Here is a 20,815-nt window from a genome sequence, read left to right as displayed (position 1 = left end):
CCATTTCATTACTACTTTCGCTCCTCAATCATTTTGCGTGCTACTTCTCGATCGTCAAAATCGAATACTTTTTTACCAATAATTTGATAGGTCTCGTGCCCTTTTCCAGCAATGACAATAACATCATCTGCATGCGCTGTTTCCACTGCATAGCGAATAGCTTCTGCACGATCAGCAATCGTCACATAGTTATCTGTATCCAAACCTTCTTCCATATCTTTTAAAATAGCCAATGGATCTTCACTTCGTGGATTATCAGATGTCAAAATAGCTTGTGTACTGTATTCAGCTGCAATCCGAGCCATGATTGGTCGTTTTGTACGATCTCGATCTCCGCCACAACCAACAATAACATATATATTGCGTTTTGCGAATTCTTTTACAGTTTTTAACACGTTCTCTAAGCTGTCCGGCGTGTGGGCATAATCCACGATAACCGTAAAATCTTGCTGCGCATCAACCACTTCAAAACGCCCAGACACACCTTCTAACACTTTTATTTCCTCGACAATAACTGACAGAGGGAGACCAGATACTAAACATGCAGCCGTAGCCGCTAATACGTTGTAGACGCTAAATTTCCCAATAAGCTTCATTTCTACAGAAACCGTTTCTGTCGGTGTTGTCAAATCGAACGTTGTGCCGCTGTTTGTAATTTGAATATTCGTTGCACGAATATCACTTTCACGGTCAATACCATACGTAATCACTGTAGCAGCCGTGTTTTTAATATATTCCTCGGTTGCCGCATCATCGACATTAAGAACAGCAAATTTAGGACGAGTATGGTTATAAGCATTTCCTAACTGTGCAAATAGCAACCCTTTCGCACGACGATAATCTTCCATTGTATGATGATAGTCGAGGTGATCTTGCGTTAAGTTACTAAATACCGCCACGTCAAAGTCACACCCGTGTACGCGTCCTAAGTCAAGCGCGTGAGATGATACTTCCATCATCGCTACTTCTACATTCTCTTCCACCATTTGATTAAATGTTTTTTGAAGAGTCAGCGATTCAGGCGTTGTGTTTTTCACATCATAAGACGTATCACCAATACGAATTTCAATCGTTCCAATTAGACCCGTCTTTTTATGCTGTGATTTAAAGATATGCTCAATTAAATGTGTAATCGTTGTTTTTCCATTTGTGCCTGTTACACCAATTAAATGCATTTTTTGTGTGGGCTGATTGTAGAAAGCATCCGCCAGCACTGCCATTGCTCGCTTTGTACTCTTCACGCGTACAACGGGCACTTCTACATCCACAGGCTTTTCTGCTAAGATTGCTACTGCCCCTTTTTCCACAGCCATCTGTGCAAAGCTATGACCATCAACCGTATAGCCGTCTATACAAATGAACAATGCTCCGGGCTTAACTTCTCTTGAATCCATTTCAATTGACGTAATATCAATATTCTGTTCAGGAAGCTGAACAAAATCATGTAAATGTGTTAGTAGTTCTCGTAAATCCATTCCTACCATGTCCTCTCTATTTGTAAAGTGAAACGTTTGTTATAAGACGCTATGGCAACTATTCTTCTTTTTCTAGCACCCAACCTATTACATTTTACAGAAAAAGAAGCCCGGAGGGAACACCCCCAAGGCTTATTTGTTGATTTCATGTTCACACGCAGCGTAACCTGCTGATTATCATGCAAGGAAGAATAATAGTTTATAGAGATTTTTATTTTCCCATATAAATTCTAACCGTTTCGCCTTCTTTAACTTTCGTTCCGGCTGCAGGAGACTGCTTGACCACTTTATCTCCTTCGCCACTCACATCTAATTTTAAATTAAGTAGCTGTTCTTGTAACTCTTTTTTTGACATTCCTACGACATTTGGTACTTTTATCATTGGTGTGTCCAGCCACGTTAACTCTTTTTCAATTTGTCCTTTACGCGGTTTAACGTCCATCACACGCAAACTGTCTTCAATCATTTTACCTACAATCGGAGCTGCTACCACTCCACCAAACTGAATGGTGCCCTTTGGATTATCAACCGCAACATACACGACAATTTCAGGGTTATCTGCTGGTGCAACACCGATAAAAGAAACGATGTGATTATTTTTTAAATACTTTCCATTTTGAGCTTTCTGCGCCGTACCCGTCTTTCCTCCAACGCGGTACCCTTCCACAAAAGCTCCTTTTCCGCTTCCTTGTGCGACTACACTTTCAAGAGCAAAACGCACTTGCTTAGACGTTTCCTCGGAAATAACTTTTCGCTTAGCAACCGGTTTATGACTGCTTACAACTTTTCCGGTAGTTGGATCCACCCACTCTTTTGCAATATAAGGTTCATAAAGCGTTCCACCGTTTACGGCTGCTGAAACAGCAGCTACTTGTTGAATAGGAGTAACAGCAACCCCTTGCCCAAAAGCTGTTGTAGCTTGTTCAACCGGCCCCACGCGCTCAAGCGGGAACAAAATTCCTTTTGCTTCCCCTTGTAAATCAATACCTGTTTTTTGACCAAAGCCAAATTCTTTAATGTATTTGAACAATTTCTCTTTTCCTAAACGTTCCCCAAGCTCCACAAAACCAGGGTTACATGAGTTCTGTACAACTTCTAAAAAAGACTGCTGTCCGTGTCCGCCTTTTTTCCAGCAGCGAAGTCTCGCTCCTCCAACTTCCGCGGCTCCATCATCGTAGAATTGATCTTTTAGTAAATCCACTTTCTTTTCTTCAAGAGCAGCTGCCAGTGTAATAATCTTAAACGTTGATCCGGGCTCATATACGCTCCAGATTGGAAGATTGCGATTATACACCTCAGGCTTCACATTTTTAAAATCCGTCGGATCAAAGCCCGGACGACTTGACATACCTAAAATTTCACCGTTTTTAGGATTCATGGCAATGGCTATCATACCATCTGGATTATAAGCTGTCTGAGCATTATCCAACTCACGCTCCATGATTGTTTGCACACGTGAATCAATGGTCAATCTCAAATCGAGCCCGTCCACAGGCGCTGTGTAGTCATCGGCTATATTGGGCATCTTTTTACCTTTAGCATCAGAATACAATTTAACTGAACCTTTTTGTCCTTTTAGCTCTTTATCATAATATAATTCAAGGCCCGTTAATCCTTGATTATCTACTCCCGCAAAGCCTAATACATGCGACAAATAACTTCCAAACGGATAGTACCGCTTCGAATCCTCAGCTATATATACGCCTTTTAAATTTAAATTTCGCACTTCATTTGCTTTCGCATGTGAAATTTTTCTTCCTTCAGGACGCAAATATACGCTAGAAGAAGCTTTTGTTATTTGTTCATATACTTTTTCTTTTGATGCTCCCAGCACTTTTGCTAACTTTTCAGCCGTAACAGCTGGATTTTCAACTTGTCTTGGCATAACTAAAACGGTCGGTGCACTTTTATTTGTAGCAAGTGCCACATCATTGCGATCTAGTATCTTTCCTCTTTCAGGTTCAAAAGGAATATTCCGACTCCATAAGTCTTTGGCTTTTTCAGTTAGCGTATCCCCAGTCAGCAACTGTACATATCCAAGCCTTGTATCAATAATCAAAAACACAATAAAACCGACAAACAAAACAATGGCTAGCCTTTTACGAACTGTGACTCCTGATACCCGCATATATTAGAACCTCCTCTGAATCGGCTCGTTCCAATATATGCTTGTACAGGATTCACTAGAACTTATTTTCTAGTCAAGTTGCTTATCGTCTTTTTTACTATCAGATTCACTTTTTTCCGTTTCTTTTAACTTATTTAACGTGCTTGAAAATTCTTTAGGCGTTTCAAGTTCCACTTTCAGGTACGTGCCTGCTTTTAGCGGATCGCCTGCTTTAATACTTTGACTTACAACATAACCATTTTCAAGTGCGCTAGGTCGAACGTTGACAAATTCACTAAAGCGAATAACATCACGATGTGAAAAACCTGTTAAATCAGGCATTGTGGCTTTTCCATTTGTCTTAATGAACACGCGTTGACCAGTGACAATAGTATCAGAAGTAGGTGATTGGCTTTCTACCGTATCTCCTTTACCTATTACAACAGGAACAAGTCCTTTTTGTTTTAAGTCTTTCACGGTACTATCAACTGATTCATTAACGTAAGATTTAAGCTTGATTTCTGAATCCACTTTCTTTTCTTTCGTTTCTTTTCCGTCTTCATCCGTTTTTTGAGGCTCCACTCCTAAATACTGCAGACTATTTTTCATCACCGGATTAAATACGGCTGTAAGCGGCGCAGTACCCGTCTCTTGAGGCGTGAGAGTTGGATTTTTAACAGCTACATAGACAAGCAGCTTTGGATCTTTAGCAGGTGCAAAGCCCATAAAGGAAATGAAATTTTTTCCGTGTCCATGCAAGTAGCCTCCGGTAGGCCCAGGAATTTGAGCTGTTCCCGTCTTTCCAGCGACATCGTATCCTTCAATCGCGTAAGGTTTGCCTGTTCCATCATCAGAAGAAACAACGGTTTCTAAAATACCTAGCGTTTCGTTCGCTGCTTTTTTAGAAATAGGCTGGCCTACTACGGTAGGTTTTGTTTTCTTAATTGTTTTCTTATTTGTTTCATCGACTACTTGTTTAATCACGTAAGGCTTCATCATTTTCCCGTCATTCGCAATCGCAGTAGCCGCTTGAATTTCTTGAATAGGCGTAAAAGCAGACGCCTGTCCAAACGCAGTGGTTACGCGGTCTCTCGGGTACTTCGTCACTAACTTGCTAGAAGCTTCATTTGGCAAGTCAATTCCCGTCTTATCCATAAAGCCAAACTTGTCCAAGTATTTATACAAACGGTCGGTACCTAATTTTTCGTTGGCTAAAATGGCAACCGCTACATTTGAAGACCTTTGAATTCCTTCATTAAATGTAATAGCTCCCCAGCCGACTCCGCCGTTGTGATCGTTAATCGGAACGCTGTTTTTCGTTACTTTATAAGATCCCGACTGATAGCGGTCTTCGCCGTTATAAACGCCTGCATCAATCGCGGCTGCTAGCGTAAAGATTTTCATCGTTGAACCAAGCTCATAGCTGTTTTCAACAAACGGATTGCGATAAGAAGTGATATCACGAATATTTGGATCAAATGAAGGTCGGTTTGACATCGCCAAAATTTCACCGGTTTTCGGATTCACTACCGTTGCCATTAGCTCTTCTGGTTTATATTCTTTAGCAGCAGCTGTCATCGCATCCTCTAAAAACGTTTGAATTTTTTCATCAATCGTAAGCGTAACGCTGTCTCCGTTTTTAGGAGCTACAATTGACTCTTTTGGATCCGGAAGCTTAATTCCATTTTTAGCAGCTTCGTATTTTACATATCCATCTTCTTCAGAAAGCTGCTTATCAAATACTTTTTCAATTCCCATTTTCCCTACGATTTTACCCGTATCATCTTTTTGTGCATATCCTAAAATACTTGAGGCAAATACACCGTTTGGATAGAAGCGCTTCGAATCGCGTAAAAACGTGATGCCCGGGAGATTTAGCTTCTCAATTTTTTGCTTTAGCACGTTATCAATATCACGTCCGCCTGGGCCAAGTTCTACTTGGAAGGTACCACGTTTAATTCCTCTCGTTAACATGCTTTCAATTTTCGATTCGTCCATCTTCAACAATGGGGCTAATTTTTGAGCCGTTTTTTCTGGGTCTACCACATGTTGCGGGTGATCTTTATCTTTTGTTTGTTTTTTATCTAAAATCGCCACAACCGTATAAGCACCCGTGTCTTGGGCGATTGCTTCTCCATTTCGATCGTAAATCGTACCGCGCTGTCCTTCAATTTTAGACGTTCGCGTATGCTGTTTTTGTGCAATTTCGGCTAAAGCTTCTCCGTCTGCTTTGCCCGTCGCTTGGATGTAAAAGAACCTGATGGCTAATACAAAAAAGAGCAATGCAAATATTAAAATTAATATTGCTGCTCCTGTACTAATATTGCTATTTTTTCTTGGCGTAGTCATCGCAATTAATCGTTAACGACTTTTACGTTATTTTCATTCAATTTTAGTCCAAGTTCTTTTGCTTTTGTCCAAATACGATCGTATGCACTTAACTCTGTTACCTGTAATTTTAACTCATTGTTTTTTGCTTCTTGCTTGTCAATCTTTCCATCGAGTGATTGCACTTCTTCACTGATGCTATAAAGCGAAGATTGATTTGAAATGATTTGCACAGACCCAAACAGCATGAGTGCGACAAACCCAGAATACACAATTTTTTCACCAACCGTGATTTTTCTTTTTGTCTTTCGAACAACTTGACGTACCGTCTTTTGCTGCTTCTGCTGCTGGTCTTGCTCTCTTACTTTGTATGCTGCATTGTTCATTCTCGTCCCCTCCTCTTTGATTAAACCCTTTTATTGGACTAATTTCTCAACAATTCGAAGCTTTGCCGAACGCGCGCGCTTATTTTCTTCTACCTCTTCTTCTGAAGGTAAAATAGGTTTTCTTGTAATGACTTTCATTTTAGGTTTAAATTCTTCTGGAATAACCGGCAGTCCATGAGGAAGCTGCGGAACCGTGCTTGCATTTTTAAACGCTACTTTACAAATTCGGTCTTCAAGTGAATGGAAGGTAATAACACTTACACGTCCACCTTTTTTGATTACATCCATGGCCTGTTCAATTGCATCTTCAAATACTTGAAGCTCATCATTTACAGCAATGCGAATAGCCTGGAAAATCCGTTTTGCCGGATGTCCACCCGTTCGTCTAGCTGGCGCTGGAATACCATCTTTAATAAGATCAACCAGCTCTAGCGTTGTTTCAATTGGTTTAGACTCTCGATATGCCTCAATTTTGCGGGCAATTTGTTTCGAAAACTTTTCTTCTCCGTATTGGAAAAAGATTTTTACAAGTTTTTCATAAGGCCATTCATTTACTACGTTGTACGCAGAAAACTTTGAGTTTTGATCCATGCGCATATCAAGCGGGGCCTCATGATGAAAGCTGAACCCTCGCTCTGGTGTATCCAACTGAGGAGACGAGACGCCTAGGTCAAACAATACTCCATCTACTTCTTCAATTCCATGTTTCATTAGCTGCTCTTTTAAATAGCGAAAATTACTTTTGATTAGAATAACTCTGTCTAGATACGGGGCTAATTTTTCTTTTGCATTTTCAAGAGCAACATCGTCTTGATCAAACGCAATTAATTTCCCTTTTTCTGATAGCTGTTTTACGATATATTCACTATGACCTGCTCCGCCAAGCGTGCAGTCGACATATACTCCATCCGGCTTAATATTTAAGCCTTCCGCTGCTTCTTTAAGCAAAACAGTTGTGTGATTAAACATTATGACACCTACTTCTTTCTAAACTACTTAGTTATGTATACAAAAAGCAAAAAACGGTGTTTTTCTTTGATATATATACACGTTTATATTATATATCAAAGTTCAACATTATTTCAGCTATTTATATAAGAATTAAGTAGAATTTTGTCTTTTTGTCACAAATAGTGTCATTTTGTTAAAAGTAGGACATATTCGTAGAATAAAATGTAAGGAATATAAGGTTTTTTTGTGTAATTAGAAATAAATACCTTATAAGGATTCAATTGGCTGACATTCACCTTGTAAACTTGTTCTCTTTTCCAAAATAAAAATCCTGCTTTTCAGCAGGATTTTATTAGACATAGCAGACTTTTAACTGGTGATTTAATTCGACTTCAGCACTTAGTAAATCTGACACAAATTGCATACCATAGCCGTTTAAATAATACATAATATTCCACATGCGTTCTTGTGGAGCATTGTAGGGACGAAGAGCAAGTTCAATTTGAGCATATTTTGAATGCTTCACATCGTGCTTAATGAGCTGTTTGGATTCGACAATCTTTTGAATGGTTTCAAACTGCTTTTGAATAATCGCTCGATTTTTAAGCATGACTTCATCAAATGTTTTGTCTTCTTTTTGAATATTTTCACGAAGAGTTTTATGAATTTTTTCAAAATCTTCTTTCGCTTTTTCAAAATACATTTCGTACGGGTTGTGAACTTCTGTCTTAAGCCAGTGCTCCCTCTCTGCATCCACGCCTTTGTTAATGACATTCGAAAGGTCTAACTGAAGTTCATCCATATACTTCTCGATATGTCTTTCTACGATTGCATAGGATAACCTCGGAACCACGGGAGGCATTTTAAAGCTAAATAAAGAAAATGCTTTTTCAAGCTCTGCCCAATACGCTACTTCCCCTGGACCTGCAATAAACGCAAGGGTAGGAAGTAAGTACTCCTGCATAAGGGGTCTAGTCACAACATTATTACTAAGAAGCTCTGGCGTTTGTTTAGCAATTTGAACCAGCTCTTCTTTAGACAGCGCGAGTTCATTTTGCTTTCCAACAAACTGCTCTTGCTCTGCGTCTCTTTCTAAAAGTACTCTGTTTTCGTTGTGTGAATAAAAGAGATGGGCCGTTTCTTCTCCCACTTCAATCATTCGTCCGTATTGTTTTTGAATCTCTGTTTGCTGTTCCATAACGGCTGACGATAATTTGTCATTTTGTTCAATTAACGTCACAAAGAAAGAAGATTCAATGCTGCGCACTTCTTTAGAAGCTGCATCCATTAAAATAAGACCTGACTCTGCAAACAATGTGGTAACCAAATGAGCAAAGAAATCGACATAGGTACGTGATTTATCTAACGCCTCTAAAACAAAGTGTAACACCTGATTTGTATGCGCCGTTTCGTTAAACGTTTGAAAAACATCACGAACCCAGCTTCTACAGGCTTCATGATCTAATTCGATTTGAGAAACCATTTGCTTTTTCTTTAAAGAATGCTTTAACGTTTTCTTTAAAAGCTGGTTTTTATGCTCTGTGTATACATGGTTGATCTCAGCAAAATCATGATCTTCTCCAGCAATCCAAAATACCGGAAGCACGGGCACGTTTAGAGCTGCCTCTTGTTGTTTAGCTAGCAGCACAATTGAAATCACTTTATGAATGGTGTACAAAGGACCCGTAAGCAGCCCCGCTTGCTGACCTCCAACGACCACTACGCTGTTAGGATCTTTTAGCTTTTCAATATTTTCAATCGTCTCAGAAGATGCTCCGTAGCGCTTATTAAAATCAAGCAGATACTCAGCAAGCTGTTCTCTTGGATAAGACTGCTTTTGAACGTCCGCTAAACGTTTTTCATATACGTCTTTTTCGTGTATATTATAATGAAAAAAGGAAAGTGCTTGCTTTTCACCTTTTATGTAATCGTTCGTTAGTTTGTTTCCCGCCTTTAAAGAGACGTCTGTAATCTCCATGAAAGAACTTCCTTTCTTTTCCTAATACTTATATTCTCTACATATAGCTTCATTATCCATAATGTAACTGCTCACGTCTAGTAACATGCTTTACAGAGAGGAAATACGAAAAGCGATTCCACCTATATTTAACACAATATGTGCAATAAGAAACAAAACGAAATTCATCCGAAAGAACCCTTTCGCAATAAGCTTCATTTCTAAGTCATGTTTGACTTTCCAATGTACAAACATCATAATCATTGCCACAACTAAAAGGACTAACGCAATCAACCACAAAAAAGAGTGCCCAAAAATTTCCACAGCTGCATAATGCACGGACAAAATAAGAAAAACCGTAGTAATGTACGTTGCTATGTGGACAGATTTCCTTTTATTTTTCGTCAGTTTGCGTAAAAGCATGTATAGAATAAAAAAACCGACGAGCGGCAGAGTGACAAACGTCGCAAAAACGCCAGCAATAAAACTTCCCATGTTACTCACCCTTTTCTTCTTCGATTCCTTTTATTGACCTATATAAAAAGTCAACAATAGGCGTCGACGTTCTTTTTTCAGCAGCTTGTGTTTGGATATAACCTAAGATAGCATCAATCTCGGTTTGCCGCCCCTCCTGTATATCTTTTAGCATAGAAGATTGATTTGTACTCGTGCGCGAACAAACCCCCATCGCATTTTCCCAATAATTAAAAGCTGAATCCAGTTTTAACACATCTGCAATCTCTTCATACAATAGACGCATCGTTTTATAAAAGTAGCTGTTGTGAATCAGCTGCCCATTTTTCACGCGATACAGCGCCGTAAGAGGATTAATGAGCGCATTTACAACTAATTTCTTCACCAGCATCGCATACCAATCTTTTTCAATTACCCAAGGAAAATTCACAATCGGTAAGATAGACTCCATTTCTCCTCTGTACAAAGCAATACGGGTTGTTCCTATTCCTGTATGATGGACGCTATCCATATTTGTACGCATTGCCCCATGTTCAACTGTACCCAAATAGAGAGTGCGCTGCGGGAGGTTTTTGAGAATTTCAACATGGCTCATACCGTTTTGGATAAACAAAAGGGGAGTATGTATAGTAAGGGTTTTAATAAAAGGAATAATCTCTTTTAAATGATACTGTTTTACAGTAATAATGATTAAATCTGCTTCTTTTATGTTTTTTTCCAGAGAGATAGCACTGACTTTTTTCGTGTGATGTTCCCCTTGTCTATGTAAGGTAATTCCATTTTCGTTAATACACTTTGCTTGAGTTGGTGTTTTCGTGTACAAGGTTACATCATAACAATCTGATAAATACGCGCTAAACAACAGACCTAATGATCCGCCTCCAATAATACCTATAGTTTTCATCGTATTTTTTGTTCCTCTTTCTATTATTGAGTTTCATTTTAGCAAAAAAATGCTTTGAATTAAATGCATTCTTTAAATTTTACCTATTCATATAGCCCGTGTGATTAAAAATCACCGGGCTTATTGTAAATTATTTAGAGTGATCCCGTTTTTTTCTATTATACGGGATACACCGGATGTTTACGACGGCTAAAGGTCACATTCTTTGTTTCATATAAGCGAAAGCGGTCAATTAACGTTCGACGCAGTTCGTTAGCAGGAACGATATCGTCAATAATAAGTTCAGATGCCAGCGTATAGATATCGATGTGTTCTTTATACTCTTGCTGTTTCTGTTTAACAAACATGAACCGCTCTTTCGGATCTTCAATTTCATTAATTTTATTAGAATAGACGGCATTTACTGCAGCTTCAGGACCCATTACGGCAATTTGAGCAGTAGGCAATGCAATGCAGCAATCTGGTTCAAAAGCCGGACCAGCCATAGCGTAAAGCCCTGCGCCATAAGCTTTACGCATGACTACGGAAATTTTAGGAACTGTAGCTGAACTCATCGCTGCAATTAATTTGGCTCCATGTCTAATGATGCCAGCTCTTTCTACTTTGGTTCCAATCATAAATCCAGGCACGTCAGCTAAAAACAGCAAAGGAATATGGAATGCATCGCACAGTTGAATAAATTTTGCGCCTTTATCTGCTGAATCTACAAACAGCACTCCCCCTTTAACTTTTGGCTGATTAGCAACAATCCCTACTACTTTTCCATCTATTCGTGCAAGCCCTGTTACCAATTCGGCGGCAAACAGTTTTTTTATTTCAAAAAAGCTCCCCTCGTCAATAAGGGTATCAATTGCTTCATAGATATCAAATGGAACATTTTGATTCTCCGGAATTAGTTCTACTAAATCCTTTGTCTGCTTAGGCTCTTTAGCTTTTTGTACTTTAGGCTTTTCTTGATAGTTTTGTGGAAAATAGGTTAAATAAGATTTGGCATACGAAATAGCTTCTTCTTCAGAATAAGCCAGTACATCTCCACATCCGCTAACGCTGCAGTGCATATGTGCTCCTCCCATTTCCTCTAGCGTAACCTTTTCTCCAATAACGGCTTCGGCCATACGCGGCGAACCTAAGTACATAGAAGCGTTTCCATCTACCATCACAACAATATCACAAAATGCAGGGATATAAGCCCCTCCAGCTGCTGACGGACCGAAAAGCAAACAAATTTGAGGAATGACGCCGGAAAGTTTTACTTGATTGTGAAAGATCCGTCCAGCTCCTCTGCGGTTTGGAAACATATCTAATTGATCCGTAATACGCGCTCCAGCAGAATCCACTAGGTACAGCAAAGGCACATGCAGTTTTTCCGCTACTTCTTGAATCCGAATAATTTTCTCTACTGTTCTGGCCCCCCAAGACCCTGCTTTTACAGTAGAGTCATTAGCCATTACACAAACCGTTTCACCGTTTACTTTTCCAATTGCGGTTACAACACCGTCTGCCGGCAACCCTTGGGCTTTATTATTTGCAAACATACCGTCTTCTTCATATTTCCCGTCATCGAATAAAAGGGCTAAACGATCTCTTACAAAAAGCTTCTGTTGTTTTGCAAGTTTCTCTTTGTACTTTTCAGCGTTGCCCCGCTCTACTTTTTGACGGTTTTCATCATATTTTTTCTGAGATTCACCTGTATGTATCATGATATCTCCCCTTTATGAGTTATGAAATAGTCACCAAAACGTCGCCTTCGTTAACAAAATCCCCCACCGCTATATGGACCGTCTCTGCAATACCGGCTTGATCGCTTTCAATAGGAATTTCCATTTTCATAGATTCTAATACAACAACAACTTCTCCTTTAGTTACACTTGCTCCTTGCTGAACAAACACATTAAATACCATGCCTGCCATTGTCGCTTTGATTTCACTCATTGTGGTGCTCCTCCTTTATTTAATACTGTTGATAATAACGATGTGTTGTAGGCGCCTTTTTCATATAACTCTTCATTTAACAACTGCTTAAATAGAGGAATATTTGTTTTGATTCCCTCTACAACAGCTTCTGTAAAATATGATTTAGCTAGTTCAATTGCATTTGAACGCGTACGACCAGTAATGATAACCTTTGCAATCATTGGATCATAAAAAGCTGTAACCGCATTCATATCACTGTAGCCGCTATCCACGCGCGCGTAGGTTCGCTCCGGCAAGTGATAACCCGTAATTTTCCCCGGAGCCGGTAAAAAAGTAAACGGATCTTCTGCATAAATTCGAAATTCAATGGCGTAGTTATTTGCTGCTATTTCCTCTTGCATACGAGGAAGCTTTTCACCGCGCGCAGCTAAAATCTGCCACTTAACTAAATCGACCCCTGCAATTTGCTCGGTGATCGGATGCTCAACTTGCAGCCGCGTGTTCATTTCAAGAAAATAAAAATTTTCGTCTTCATCCACGATAAACTCCACCGTACCCGCATTATAATAGCCGATTGCTTTAGCCGCTTGAACGGCTTGGTTTTGCATGGCTTGTCGCGTACTTTCTTTTAAAGCAAGCGCAGGGGCTTCTTCAATCACTTTTTGATTTCTTCTTTGTACGGAACAATCGCGTTCAAAAAGATGAACGACATTACCATGCTGATCTCCAAACACCTGTACCTCGATATGTTTTGCGTTTGTGATAAGCTTTTCAATAAACATTCCTTCATGACCAAAATATGCTTTTGCTCTTGCTTTTGTTGAGGCATATACTTGTTTTACTGCTTCTTCGTTATCGCAGCGCACCATCCCAATTCCTCCGCCGCCTCCGCTTGCTTTTAACATAACGGGATATCCAATTACCCCCGCTACTTTACAAGCCTCTTCAACTGACGTCACATCGCCCTCGCTGCCGGGGACAACGGGTACACCCGCTTCTTTCATCGCAGCGCGGGCAGCGATTTTGTCGCCCATCATCGAAATGATTTCGGGAGAAGGACCGATAAAACAAAAACCTTCATCAATCGCTCTTTTAGCAAATGCACTATTTTCCGATAAAAATCCATATCCAGGATGAATGGCGTCTACTTTTTCTTCATGACTAATTCTAAGCAGCTCTTCCACATTCAAATATGACTTTTGCACAGGAGGCTCTCCAATTCGACGTGCTTTTGTAGCCGCTTGAACATAAGGAAGTTCTGCATCTGCATCGGAATAGACAGCCACCGTTTCAATGCCCATTTGTTTGCATGTATGAATAATACGAAGAGCAATTTCTCCTCGATTTGCAATCAGTATTTTTTTCACCTTTCTCTCCCCTTTCCTCAAATTTCTACTTTCCCCCATATAATTCTACAATAATTTTAAAACTCCTCTACAATTTTTGAAAACGCTTTCTATTTGAATTCTGTTTCCCTTTTGCCTCCTTTCTAAAAAGTGATGTTTATAGTAATGTATTCTTCGTATTTAACCGAAAGAATTCATTTTTCTTTGTGCGCATTGAATATTCGTTCACCAATCACGAAAACAGAATATTTTGTATTTTTGTTATATAATATTAGATGAACGAACCAATCCAGTTCGTTCATCTAGCAAGGAGACATAACAAGGGGGATATGGGATGAATTACGAAGTGAAGCATTTAAAAATTAATTTTAAAACGCTAGAAGAGTTCAAGAAATTCAAAGAATATGGCATTCAAGAACTTTCAATGCTAGAAGAATTACATGCCAAGATTTCCGATAATGAAATAAATTCTCCGTTTTACGGCATTTATTTTGGAAATAGCTTAGTGGCTCGCATGAGTCTCTATAAACGAAACAAACAGTACGATCAATATTTCGAGCCGCCTCAAACGTATATTGAAGTGTGGAAACTTGAAGTGCTCAGCGATTTTCAGCGCAAAGGATTAGGTCAAACGCTCGTTGAATATGCCAAATCCTTTCAATTACCTATCAAAACAAGCCCGCGAGTAAAATCGAGTGATTTTTGGTCAAAAATGGGGTTCGTACCTGTAACGTATGATATCGATCGTGATTTGGGAGAAAACCCTCTTATTTGGCTACCAAACGGTGTAAGCGAACAAAAATAAACAGCTGATTTCCAGCTGTTTATTTTATATCTATGTGGTATATATGATTAACATGAGGTAGGGAGCATTCAAGCTTTCGCTTTACTTTTGAACTTTTTCTAAATTTAAATTTTTATCCACTTGAAATTTCACTTTTCTACTTTTTTCATCCTCTTTTAATACAACCATTTTACGAGCCCTCTCCATAATTTCAATAAGAGCTTTATAGTCATCTTCCACAATTAACAAATTGTTTTGCAAAGCTTTTTTTTCTTTTTCCAAAATCGTTACTTTCTCTTGTAAACGTTCAATCTTTTGCTGAAGTTCTTCATTAGCTTCGAGAAGCTCCGACGAGTGTTTTTGCCCTTGATCTACATTTTCTAAATACTTAATTACCTCATTAAGCGAAATATGTTTCTCTGCTTCCATATATGATAAGCGTGCAGGCTGCTCGTCGTCTTTTGAAACAGTTCTTGCTTTTAATTCTTTTCTCTGTTTTTTCGCAAGGTCAATACCAGTCTTGTATTGTTTGCGCACAAAAGAATTCCAGCGGAAGCCACAAGCTGCTGATGTTCGTGTAAGTTTCTTCCCCACTTCTTCAAATGCAGCTAGCTGAGTGCCACCTTCACGTATATGACGCAGTACAATTTCTGCGAGTAATAAATCTTCATCATGAGTCCATGCATCTTGACGAGAAGAAGTCATTTTTCTATCCCTCCTTATCCGTACTTATTAAATGAATATGCACCTACTAGATAAGATAGACTATTGTTCCTCTTCTCAATCAAGAAAATCTTTCATATACTTTGAAGCAAAATGGGAAACCCGTGATTCTTTCATCTTTTGCTTATTAACTATATTGCTATGGAAATGCAGTTCATAACTATGTTTTTTTAACGATGACCTTTTGAACCGCTTCTTCATGCTCAGGCGATTCCCACAATATCGAACAGCGATGAATTTCTTGTTCCATTCGATTCCAAACCCGGCTTTGCTCCCATTTCTCAATAGCGATTTCTTTGTAAGCTTGCAATACTTGGGTCGATTTATGAGTAATAGGAGCTAACCACTCCTCACACCTCATAGTTAGCTCTTTAAACGACGTAACATAGGAAAGAAATCCAATTTGCTTTGCTCGTTCTACTCCATACAGCTGAGCACTGTAGATCATTTCCATCGCTTCTTGATACCGCAGCTTTTCAAGAAGAATGGTTCCTCCTCCCCAGCCTGTTGTAATTCCTAAATTCCCTTGAATAAAGCCCATTTCGCTATGTGTTGCACTTATACGGAAGTCACATGCAATCGCAAGCTCACACCCCCCCCCAACCGATGTTCCATTCAAAAGGGCAACTGTTGGTTTTGGGAGCGTTAAAATTTCATAAAGAATTCTCCCCATTTTCGTTAACATTTGAGACGCCTCTTTCGAAGTCTTTAGCTCATGAAATACGCTTAAATCTCCTCCACTGCAAAATGCGTCTGAACCAGCACCTGTAATTACAAAAGCTTTTACTAACTGATTATGTTTCACATAATCTACAGCTTGCTGCAGTTCATTCATCACATCATAATCAATGGCATTACGCTTTTCAGGGCGATTAATCACAAATGTAGCAATGCCTTGGCTTGTAGTAAACAGCTCGCTTTTTTTCATGCTTTTTCCTCCTTATGAACAAGGTATGAATCCTTTTACAACAGTAATTGTTTATTTAAAAAGAGTTCTTGTTCTATAAGAAAAATCCTTCTCTTCCAAAGGGCAGAGGAGGAAAAAAGGCAAAAAAAATAAAAGACCCTTTAAGAGGGTCTTTTATTTAAATAAGCAATTATTTGCTTACTACGTCATTTCCTTTGTAAGTACCACAAGCTTTACATACGCGGTGTGATAGTTTCATTTCACCACAATTTGGGCACTCTACCATACCAGGAACTTGTAATTTAAAGTGCGTACGACGCGTTCTTTTCTTCATTTTAGATGTTCTTCTAAAAGGTACAGCCATTATTCCCACCTCCTTAAAAGAATTTTAAAATCATATGAAGGCCCGAAAGCCGGATCTTCGCATTTTTATTTCTTTTTGTCTTTAAAGAAATTTTCGAGTACGGCTAAGCGGGGATCTACTTTTTCCTGCTGTTCTTCTTCGGTAACAACTTCCCAGTCTTTTCCTGACTGTGGAGCTGCTCCTGCCGCTTGCTGATTTTCACTAAATACCTGCAGAGGAATTTCAACAATAATTAACTCTTGAATCAAAGGTTGTAAATCAACCGTTTCTCCCTCTACAATGCGTACTTCAGCATCTTCTTCATAATCAGCATTCACATTCAATAAAAACGTTTCAGTTGCGTTAATTTCAAACGGATACGGAACGTCAACTAATGTACGAGCACAAGGCAACGTCATTTCTCCTGAAATTTTAAGGTGAAACGTTACTTTCGAAGAGCTAATGTCGGCTCTTCCTTTCACGTTTACATCTGACATTCTACGAATTTGAGGATCAGCATTCATAAACTCTTTGCCGTCAATCACTTCGTCAAATGTTAGACCTTTATTTTGCAACTGATACAATTGATGTATTGTCCATTTCATTGTTAATCACCTCAAGGCAACAAAGGTTATTATAGCTTTCACAAGATTATTTGTCAATATTTTTTCTTTACACTATAATATACTTAAATATGCTTTTTTGTAAAAATTTCTTACTTTCATAAAAAAACGTTTTTAAAACAAAGAGCTAGACTAAAAATAATAAATTAAAAGGAGACATTATGCAAGCAGTTGGAATAATTGTCGAATATAATCCTTTTCATAACGGACACGCTTATCATTTGCAGCAAGCCAAACAACAAACCGGAGCAGATTGTGTGATTGCTGTGATGAGCGGGCACTTCTTGCAGCGCGGAGAGCCTGCTCTTGTATCGAAATGGTCCCGCACAAGAATGGCTTTAGCCGCTGGTGCAGACTTAGTCGTTGAATTACCCTATGCTTTTTCTACTCAAAAAGCTGAAACATTCGCAAGCGGCGCTATTTCTATTTTGGAATCCCTTCACGCTGACTTTGTATGCTTTGGCAGCGAAAATGGCAATATTGACTCATTTACCCGCACCGCTGATTTGCTCGAAGCTCATGAATCAGAACTATCTGCCTTAATTCAACAAGAGATGAAAAAAGGAAACAGTTATCCAAAATCAGCTTCCAATGCTTTCTTACAGCTTTTCACGGAGGCTCCTATTGATCTATCTCAGCCAAATAATGTGCTTGGAATGAGCTATGTAGCTGCCATAAAAAAACAGCATGCATCTATTAAACCATATACAATCACTCGAATTCAATCACATTATCACGATGATTCCCTGTCTTCCTCTTTTATTTCAAGCGCTACAAGCATACGTAAAGCTATTTTTGACAGCAGCAGCCATGGGGACCTGGGCAGGCATATGCCAGTTAGTACAGCAAATGAATTAGCAGCTTACAAACAAGCACACGGACAGTTTCATCATTGGGAGCACTATTTCCCATTTTTGAAATACAAATTATTAACTACTCCACTTTATGACTTACAGCGTATTTATGAAATAGAAGAAGGTATTGAACATCGACTGCTATCTTATATTTCTTCATCTACTTCATTTGAAGATTTTTTAACAAATGTTAAAACGAAGCGATATACGAGAACCCGTTTACAGCGCATGTGCGTTCACCTTTTAACCAATACAACAAAAAGTGAGATGCAACAAGCTGATCCTTATATTCGCTTATTGGGAATGTCAAAGACCGGACAAGCCTATTTAAAAACAATTAAGAAAAAGCTGTCCCTTCCTATTGTATCCACTGTATCGCAATGTAAACTAAAAGAAATTGATACCGATATTAAAGCGACACATGTTTATAGTACGCCGTTTCAGGAGCCTCTGCGCTCTCAGTTTATGAAACAAGAATATACGCAGCCTCCTATCATTTGGCCATAAAAAAATCGTCTGCAAGAGACGATTTTTTTATGGTTTCAGCTTTTCTAAATAGGTTACGGCATCCGAAAATGAATCTACGGGTACAATTTTCATATCACTGTTTATTTTTTTGGCTGTCTTCACTGCTTCTCGGTAGTTAGAGCCAGCAGCCCCTTTTTCATTTGGTGCAAAGAAAATCTCTGCTCCTTCTTTATCTGCGGCTACAATCTTTTGTGAAATACCTCCGATTGGTCCTACCTCTCCTTTATCATTGATAGTCCCTGTACCTGCAACGCGGTGGCCTTTTGTCATGTCCTCTTTAACAAGCTGATTATAGATTTCAAGTGAGAACATCAGTCCCGCTGAAGGCCCTCCTATTTTTTCAGTATCAATATGTATATCGGGCTTGACTTTTAATTCTTGGTTCGTTTCTAAGGCAATTCCTAGGCCTACTCGTTTCGGCTCGTCAGGAAATGCTTTAACTTTTAGAGTATGTTTGCTTTCTTTGCCATCTCTTTTTACATAAATTGATACTGAATCTCCTGCTTTTTTAGTCGATACGTAGTTGATTAAGTCCTCAGCAGTTTGAATTTTTTTCTCATCTACTTTTGTCACGACATCTCCAACATGAAGTTTTCCATGTGCAGGCATATTTTCTACAACATATGTAACATATACGCCTTTATTGTGGTAGGAAACGCTCTTTCCAGCTGCTTCATATGCTACTGAAATAGCGGCATTTTTTGACGTATCCATCATATGTAATTGCCTTGTCGAGTAATCTTCATCGCTTTCACCCTGCTGCAAAATTTGCTTTGTAGGGAAAATTTCATGAAAGTCCTGTATTTTCGCAAGACCATATGAAAGAGGAGTTGCTCTGCCCATTCTTACAGTTGTAAGCATAAACGTCCCTTTTTCATGGTATCCATCTTCTACCTTAATAATAGGCGCAAGTTCTTCTGCCATTCCAGGCTTTGTAATGTAGTACGGCAATGGATAAAAACAAAGCATTGCCACCACTGCAATAACAGCCAAATATACCAAAATTCTAATTCTAGATTTCACTTTTTTTGTTCTCCTTCCAATGATCAATTGCTTGTAGAATAGAAGGCAACTGCTCATGTGCTGCTTGTTCACCAATTGACATCATTTCTTGAATGTTTGTAAATGCTCTGGAACTAAAAGTATCGAGATTAGGACGAATCATAACGTCTGAAGCAATAGTTCGGTGAGCTACTAGCTCATCTTGCAAAATATCTAAACTTTGCATAATGACATCAAAAATGGAGCTGATTTCTGCATTCACTTTCGCTTTTGATACATCGACTCCAATGACAATATCAGATCCCATCTCTTTTACAACCGATACAGGAATACGGTCCACTACCCCGCCGTCTACAAGCAATCGCCCATCAATTACTTCGGGAGCAAAGATTCCTGGAATTGAAATACTTGCTCTCACCGCTTCAGCGATAGGTCCTTTTTTAAACACCACTTTCTCTCCTGTTTTCAAATCTGTCGCTACAATGGCAAACGGTATAGATAACTGTTCAATGTTTCTATTTTGCGTAAAAGTGCGAACCAACGACTTTACTCTGTTGCCCGTAATAAATCCCATTTTTGGCACGGTAAAATCCAAATAATACTTTCGTTTGAACGTTAGCGCCATTTTATAAAGAGTTGCCAGTTCAATACCTGACGCATATAGTGCACCAACTAAAGCTCCCATGCTGCTGCCAGCTAGAAAATCAATAGGAATGTTATTTTCTGTTAGCGCTTTGATTACTCCTAAATGTGCAAAACCTCTAGCTCCACCTGAGCCTAACGCAACTCCTATTTTTGGGCTTTCCACTTTACCTGCCCCCTCGTTTTACCTTATAGACTTCTAAAAATGTAAAAATGTAAAAATGTAAAAACTTTTGATGAGCTTCTCTATCATTGTTGCCCTGTCTTCAATAGGACTATTCTTCATTTTCTATTTGTTCATTTTGTATGAAGCTAAAGATATGTTTTGCTCAATCAACGGTGGTTATTAAGCATTATACTATACTGAAGGTTGTTTTAAGAAATTCTTACTCTTCTCTTGCTGCGTATACGTTTTTTTACTCCTTGACTATTCTAGAAGTGCATTGATTTATGTATATGAATTGTATTTCCAAATGTGACAAGACGCCTTTTTATTCAGTATGAATTTATTTTCTCCTTACACATAGGCATAAAGTCGATGCATAGCTTCGTATATTGATATATAGA

General features: G+C 38.9%; 19 protein-coding genes. 2 read left to right on the top strand and 17 right to left on the bottom strand.

The features are described 5' to 3' along the window. Window positions 1-11: 11 nt before the first annotated feature. The 11 genes from ACNHOZ_RS03220 to ACNHOZ_RS03170 form a co-directional block, all read right to left on the bottom strand. Complete coding sequence (locus tag ACNHOZ_RS03220) at window positions 12-1,475, bottom strand: UDP-N-acetylmuramoyl-L-alanyl-D-glutamate--2,6-diaminopimelate ligase (RefSeq protein WP_028411475.1); 1,464 nt, start codon at window positions 1,473-1,475, stop codon at window positions 12-14. Between the two features lie 211 nt (window positions 1,476-1,686). Next, window positions 1,687-3,603: a stage V sporulation protein D gene (locus ACNHOZ_RS03215; protein ID WP_013084856.1), complete on the bottom strand. Its 1,917-nt coding sequence runs from the start codon at window positions 3,601-3,603 to the stop codon at window positions 1,687-1,689. 69 nt (window positions 3,604-3,672) lie between these two features. Beyond that, complete coding sequence (locus ACNHOZ_RS03210) at window positions 3,673-5,931, bottom strand: penicillin-binding protein (protein WP_028411476.1); 2,259 nt, start codon at window positions 5,929-5,931, stop codon at window positions 3,673-3,675. Window positions 5,932-5,936: 5 nt separating this feature from the next. Next, on the bottom strand, window positions 5,937-6,296 hold the full coding sequence (gene ftsL, locus ACNHOZ_RS03205) for a cell division protein FtsL (protein WP_028410764.1): 360 nt from the start codon (window positions 6,294-6,296) through the stop codon (window positions 5,937-5,939). Window positions 6,297-6,326: 30 nt separating this feature from the next. Then, on the bottom strand, window positions 6,327-7,265 hold the full coding sequence (rsmH, locus tag ACNHOZ_RS03200; RefSeq protein ID WP_048019824.1) for a 16S rRNA (cytosine(1402)-N(4))-methyltransferase RsmH: 939 nt from the start codon (window positions 7,263-7,265) through the stop codon (window positions 6,327-6,329). A 334-nt stretch (window positions 7,266-7,599) separates the two neighbouring features. Further along, window positions 7,600-9,225: a bacillithiol biosynthesis cysteine-adding enzyme BshC gene (gene bshC, locus ACNHOZ_RS03195; RefSeq protein ID WP_048019823.1), complete on the bottom strand. Its 1,626-nt coding sequence runs from the start codon at window positions 9,223-9,225 to the stop codon at window positions 7,600-7,602. A gap of 90 nt (window positions 9,226-9,315) precedes the next feature. Beyond that, entirely contained in the window at window positions 9,316-9,699 is a 384-nt protein-coding gene (locus ACNHOZ_RS03190) for a DUF3397 domain-containing protein (RefSeq protein ID WP_013058968.1), read from the bottom strand. Between the two features lies 1 nt (window position 9,700). After that, a complete protein-coding gene (locus ACNHOZ_RS03185; protein WP_048019822.1) occupies window positions 9,701-10,582 on the bottom strand; it encodes a 2-dehydropantoate 2-reductase in 882 nt (293 codons plus the stop codon). A gap of 158 nt (window positions 10,583-10,740) precedes the next feature. Then, window positions 10,741-12,282, bottom strand: a complete 1,542-nt coding sequence (locus ACNHOZ_RS03180) for an acyl-CoA carboxylase subunit beta (protein WP_048019821.1) — start codon at window positions 12,280-12,282, stop codon at window positions 10,741-10,743. Between the two features lie 19 nt (window positions 12,283-12,301). Next, the gene (locus tag ACNHOZ_RS03175) at window positions 12,302-12,514 is read right to left on the bottom strand and encodes a biotin/lipoyl-containing protein (protein WP_033579761.1); all 213 of its coding nucleotides are present in this window, start codon (window positions 12,512-12,514) and stop codon (window positions 12,302-12,304) included. Further along, window positions 12,511-13,863: an acetyl-CoA carboxylase biotin carboxylase subunit gene (locus ACNHOZ_RS03170; RefSeq protein WP_048019820.1), complete on the bottom strand. Its 1,353-nt coding sequence runs from the start codon at window positions 13,861-13,863 to the stop codon at window positions 12,511-12,513. Before ACNHOZ_RS03170 ends, ACNHOZ_RS03175 begins: the two co-directional genes overlap by 4 nt. A gap of 313 nt (window positions 13,864-14,176) precedes the next feature. On the opposite strand from ACNHOZ_RS03170, the gene ACNHOZ_RS03165 reads away from it, so the two are divergent. Continuing rightward, on the top strand, window positions 14,177-14,647 hold the full coding sequence (locus ACNHOZ_RS03165) for an N-acetyltransferase (protein ID WP_013058973.1): 471 nt from the start codon (window positions 14,177-14,179) through the stop codon (window positions 14,645-14,647). 81 nt (window positions 14,648-14,728) lie between these two features. Here the strand turns inward: ACNHOZ_RS03165 and ACNHOZ_RS03160 are convergent, their stop codons facing one another. The 4 genes from ACNHOZ_RS03160 to ACNHOZ_RS03145 form a co-directional block, all read right to left on the bottom strand. Beyond that, entirely contained in the window at window positions 14,729-15,331 is a 603-nt protein-coding gene (locus tag ACNHOZ_RS03160) for an RsfA family transcriptional regulator (RefSeq protein WP_028411482.1), read from the bottom strand. 178 nt (window positions 15,332-15,509) lie between these two features. Then, a complete protein-coding gene (locus ACNHOZ_RS03155) occupies window positions 15,510-16,277 on the bottom strand; it encodes an enoyl-CoA hydratase/isomerase family protein (RefSeq protein ID WP_028411483.1) in 768 nt (255 codons plus the stop codon). A gap of 169 nt (window positions 16,278-16,446) precedes the next feature. Then, on the bottom strand, window positions 16,447-16,620 hold the full coding sequence (gene rpmF / locus ACNHOZ_RS03150) for a 50S ribosomal protein L32 (protein WP_013058976.1): 174 nt from the start codon (window positions 16,618-16,620) through the stop codon (window positions 16,447-16,449). 65 nt (window positions 16,621-16,685) lie between these two features. Continuing rightward, window positions 16,686-17,204 carry a YceD family protein gene (locus tag ACNHOZ_RS03145; RefSeq protein WP_014458367.1) on the bottom strand — a complete coding sequence of 173 codons (519 nt, stop codon included), beginning with the start codon at window positions 17,202-17,204 and terminating at the stop codon, window positions 16,686-16,688. A 179-nt stretch (window positions 17,205-17,383) separates the two neighbouring features. Here ACNHOZ_RS03145 and ACNHOZ_RS03140 point away from each other — a divergent pair, with 179 nt between their 5' ends. Further along, on the top strand, window positions 17,384-18,583 hold the full coding sequence (locus ACNHOZ_RS03140; RefSeq protein WP_048019819.1) for a nucleotidyltransferase: 1,200 nt from the start codon (window positions 17,384-17,386) through the stop codon (window positions 18,581-18,583). Between the two features lie 27 nt (window positions 18,584-18,610). Here the strand turns inward: ACNHOZ_RS03140 and ACNHOZ_RS03135 are convergent, their stop codons facing one another. Together ACNHOZ_RS03135 and ACNHOZ_RS03130 are read right to left on the bottom strand one after the other, a co-directional pair. Continuing rightward, window positions 18,611-19,627, bottom strand: a complete 1,017-nt coding sequence (locus ACNHOZ_RS03135; RefSeq protein WP_028411485.1) for a SepM family pheromone-processing serine protease — start codon at window positions 19,625-19,627, stop codon at window positions 18,611-18,613. Beyond that, window positions 19,617-20,414, bottom strand: coding sequence for a patatin-like phospholipase family protein (locus ACNHOZ_RS03130; RefSeq protein ID WP_028411486.1), 798 nt, complete (start codon window positions 20,412-20,414; stop codon window positions 19,617-19,619). The genes ACNHOZ_RS03135 and ACNHOZ_RS03130 overlap by 11 nt, the downstream gene beginning before the upstream one ends. Window positions 20,415-20,815 lie beyond the last annotated feature (401 nt).

Source organism: Priestia sp. D51, assembly GCF_053345675.1.
The sequence above is the reverse complement of the archived record's forward strand: the minus strand, read 5'-3'. Positions and strand labels throughout refer to the sequence as shown.

Coding starts and splice junctions, on each gene's coding strand:
- ACNHOZ_RS03220 (WP_028411475.1), bottom strand. CDS start 1,475: ATGGATTTACGAGAACTACTAACACATTTACATGATTTTGTTCAGCTT.
- ACNHOZ_RS03215 (WP_013084856.1), bottom strand. CDS start 3,603: ATGCGGGTATCAGGAGTCACAGTTCGTAAAAGGCTAGCCATTGTTTTG.
- ACNHOZ_RS03210 (WP_028411476.1), bottom strand. CDS start 5,931: ATGACTACGCCAAGAAAAAATAGCAATATTAGTACAGGAGCAGCAATA.
- ftsL (WP_028410764.1), bottom strand. CDS start 6,296: ATGAACAATGCAGCATACAAAGTAAGAGAGCAAGACCAGCAGCAGAAG.
- rsmH (WP_048019824.1), bottom strand. CDS start 7,265: ATGTTTAATCACACAACTGTTTTGCTTAAAGAAGCAGCGGAAGGCTTA.
- bshC (WP_048019823.1), bottom strand. CDS start 9,225: ATGGAGATTACAGACGTCTCTTTAAAGGCGGGAAACAAACTAACGAAC.
- ACNHOZ_RS03190 (WP_013058968.1), bottom strand. CDS start 9,699: ATGGGAAGTTTTATTGCTGGCGTTTTTGCGACGTTTGTCACTCTGCCG.
- ACNHOZ_RS03185 (WP_048019822.1), bottom strand. CDS start 10,582: ATGAAAACTATAGGTATTATTGGAGGCGGATCATTAGGTCTGTTGTTT.
- ACNHOZ_RS03180 (WP_048019821.1), bottom strand. CDS start 12,282: ATGATACATACAGGTGAATCTCAGAAAAAATATGATGAAAACCGTCAA.
- ACNHOZ_RS03175 (WP_033579761.1), bottom strand. CDS start 12,514: ATGAGTGAAATCAAAGCGACAATGGCAGGCATGGTATTTAATGTGTTT.
- ACNHOZ_RS03165 (WP_013058973.1), top strand. CDS start 14,177: ATGAATTACGAAGTGAAGCATTTAAAAATTAATTTTAAAACGCTAGAA.
- ACNHOZ_RS03160 (WP_028411482.1), bottom strand. CDS start 15,331: ATGACTTCTTCTCGTCAAGATGCATGGACTCATGATGAAGATTTATTA.
- ACNHOZ_RS03155 (WP_028411483.1), bottom strand. CDS start 16,277: ATGAAAAAAAGCGAGCTGTTTACTACAAGCCAAGGCATTGCTACATTT.
- rpmF (WP_013058976.1), bottom strand. CDS start 16,620: ATGGCTGTACCTTTTAGAAGAACATCTAAAATGAAGAAAAGAACGCGT.
- ACNHOZ_RS03145 (WP_014458367.1), bottom strand. CDS start 17,204: ATGAAATGGACAATACATCAATTGTATCAGTTGCAAAATAAAGGTCTA.
- ACNHOZ_RS03140 (WP_048019819.1), top strand. CDS start 17,384: ATGCAAGCAGTTGGAATAATTGTCGAATATAATCCTTTTCATAACGGA.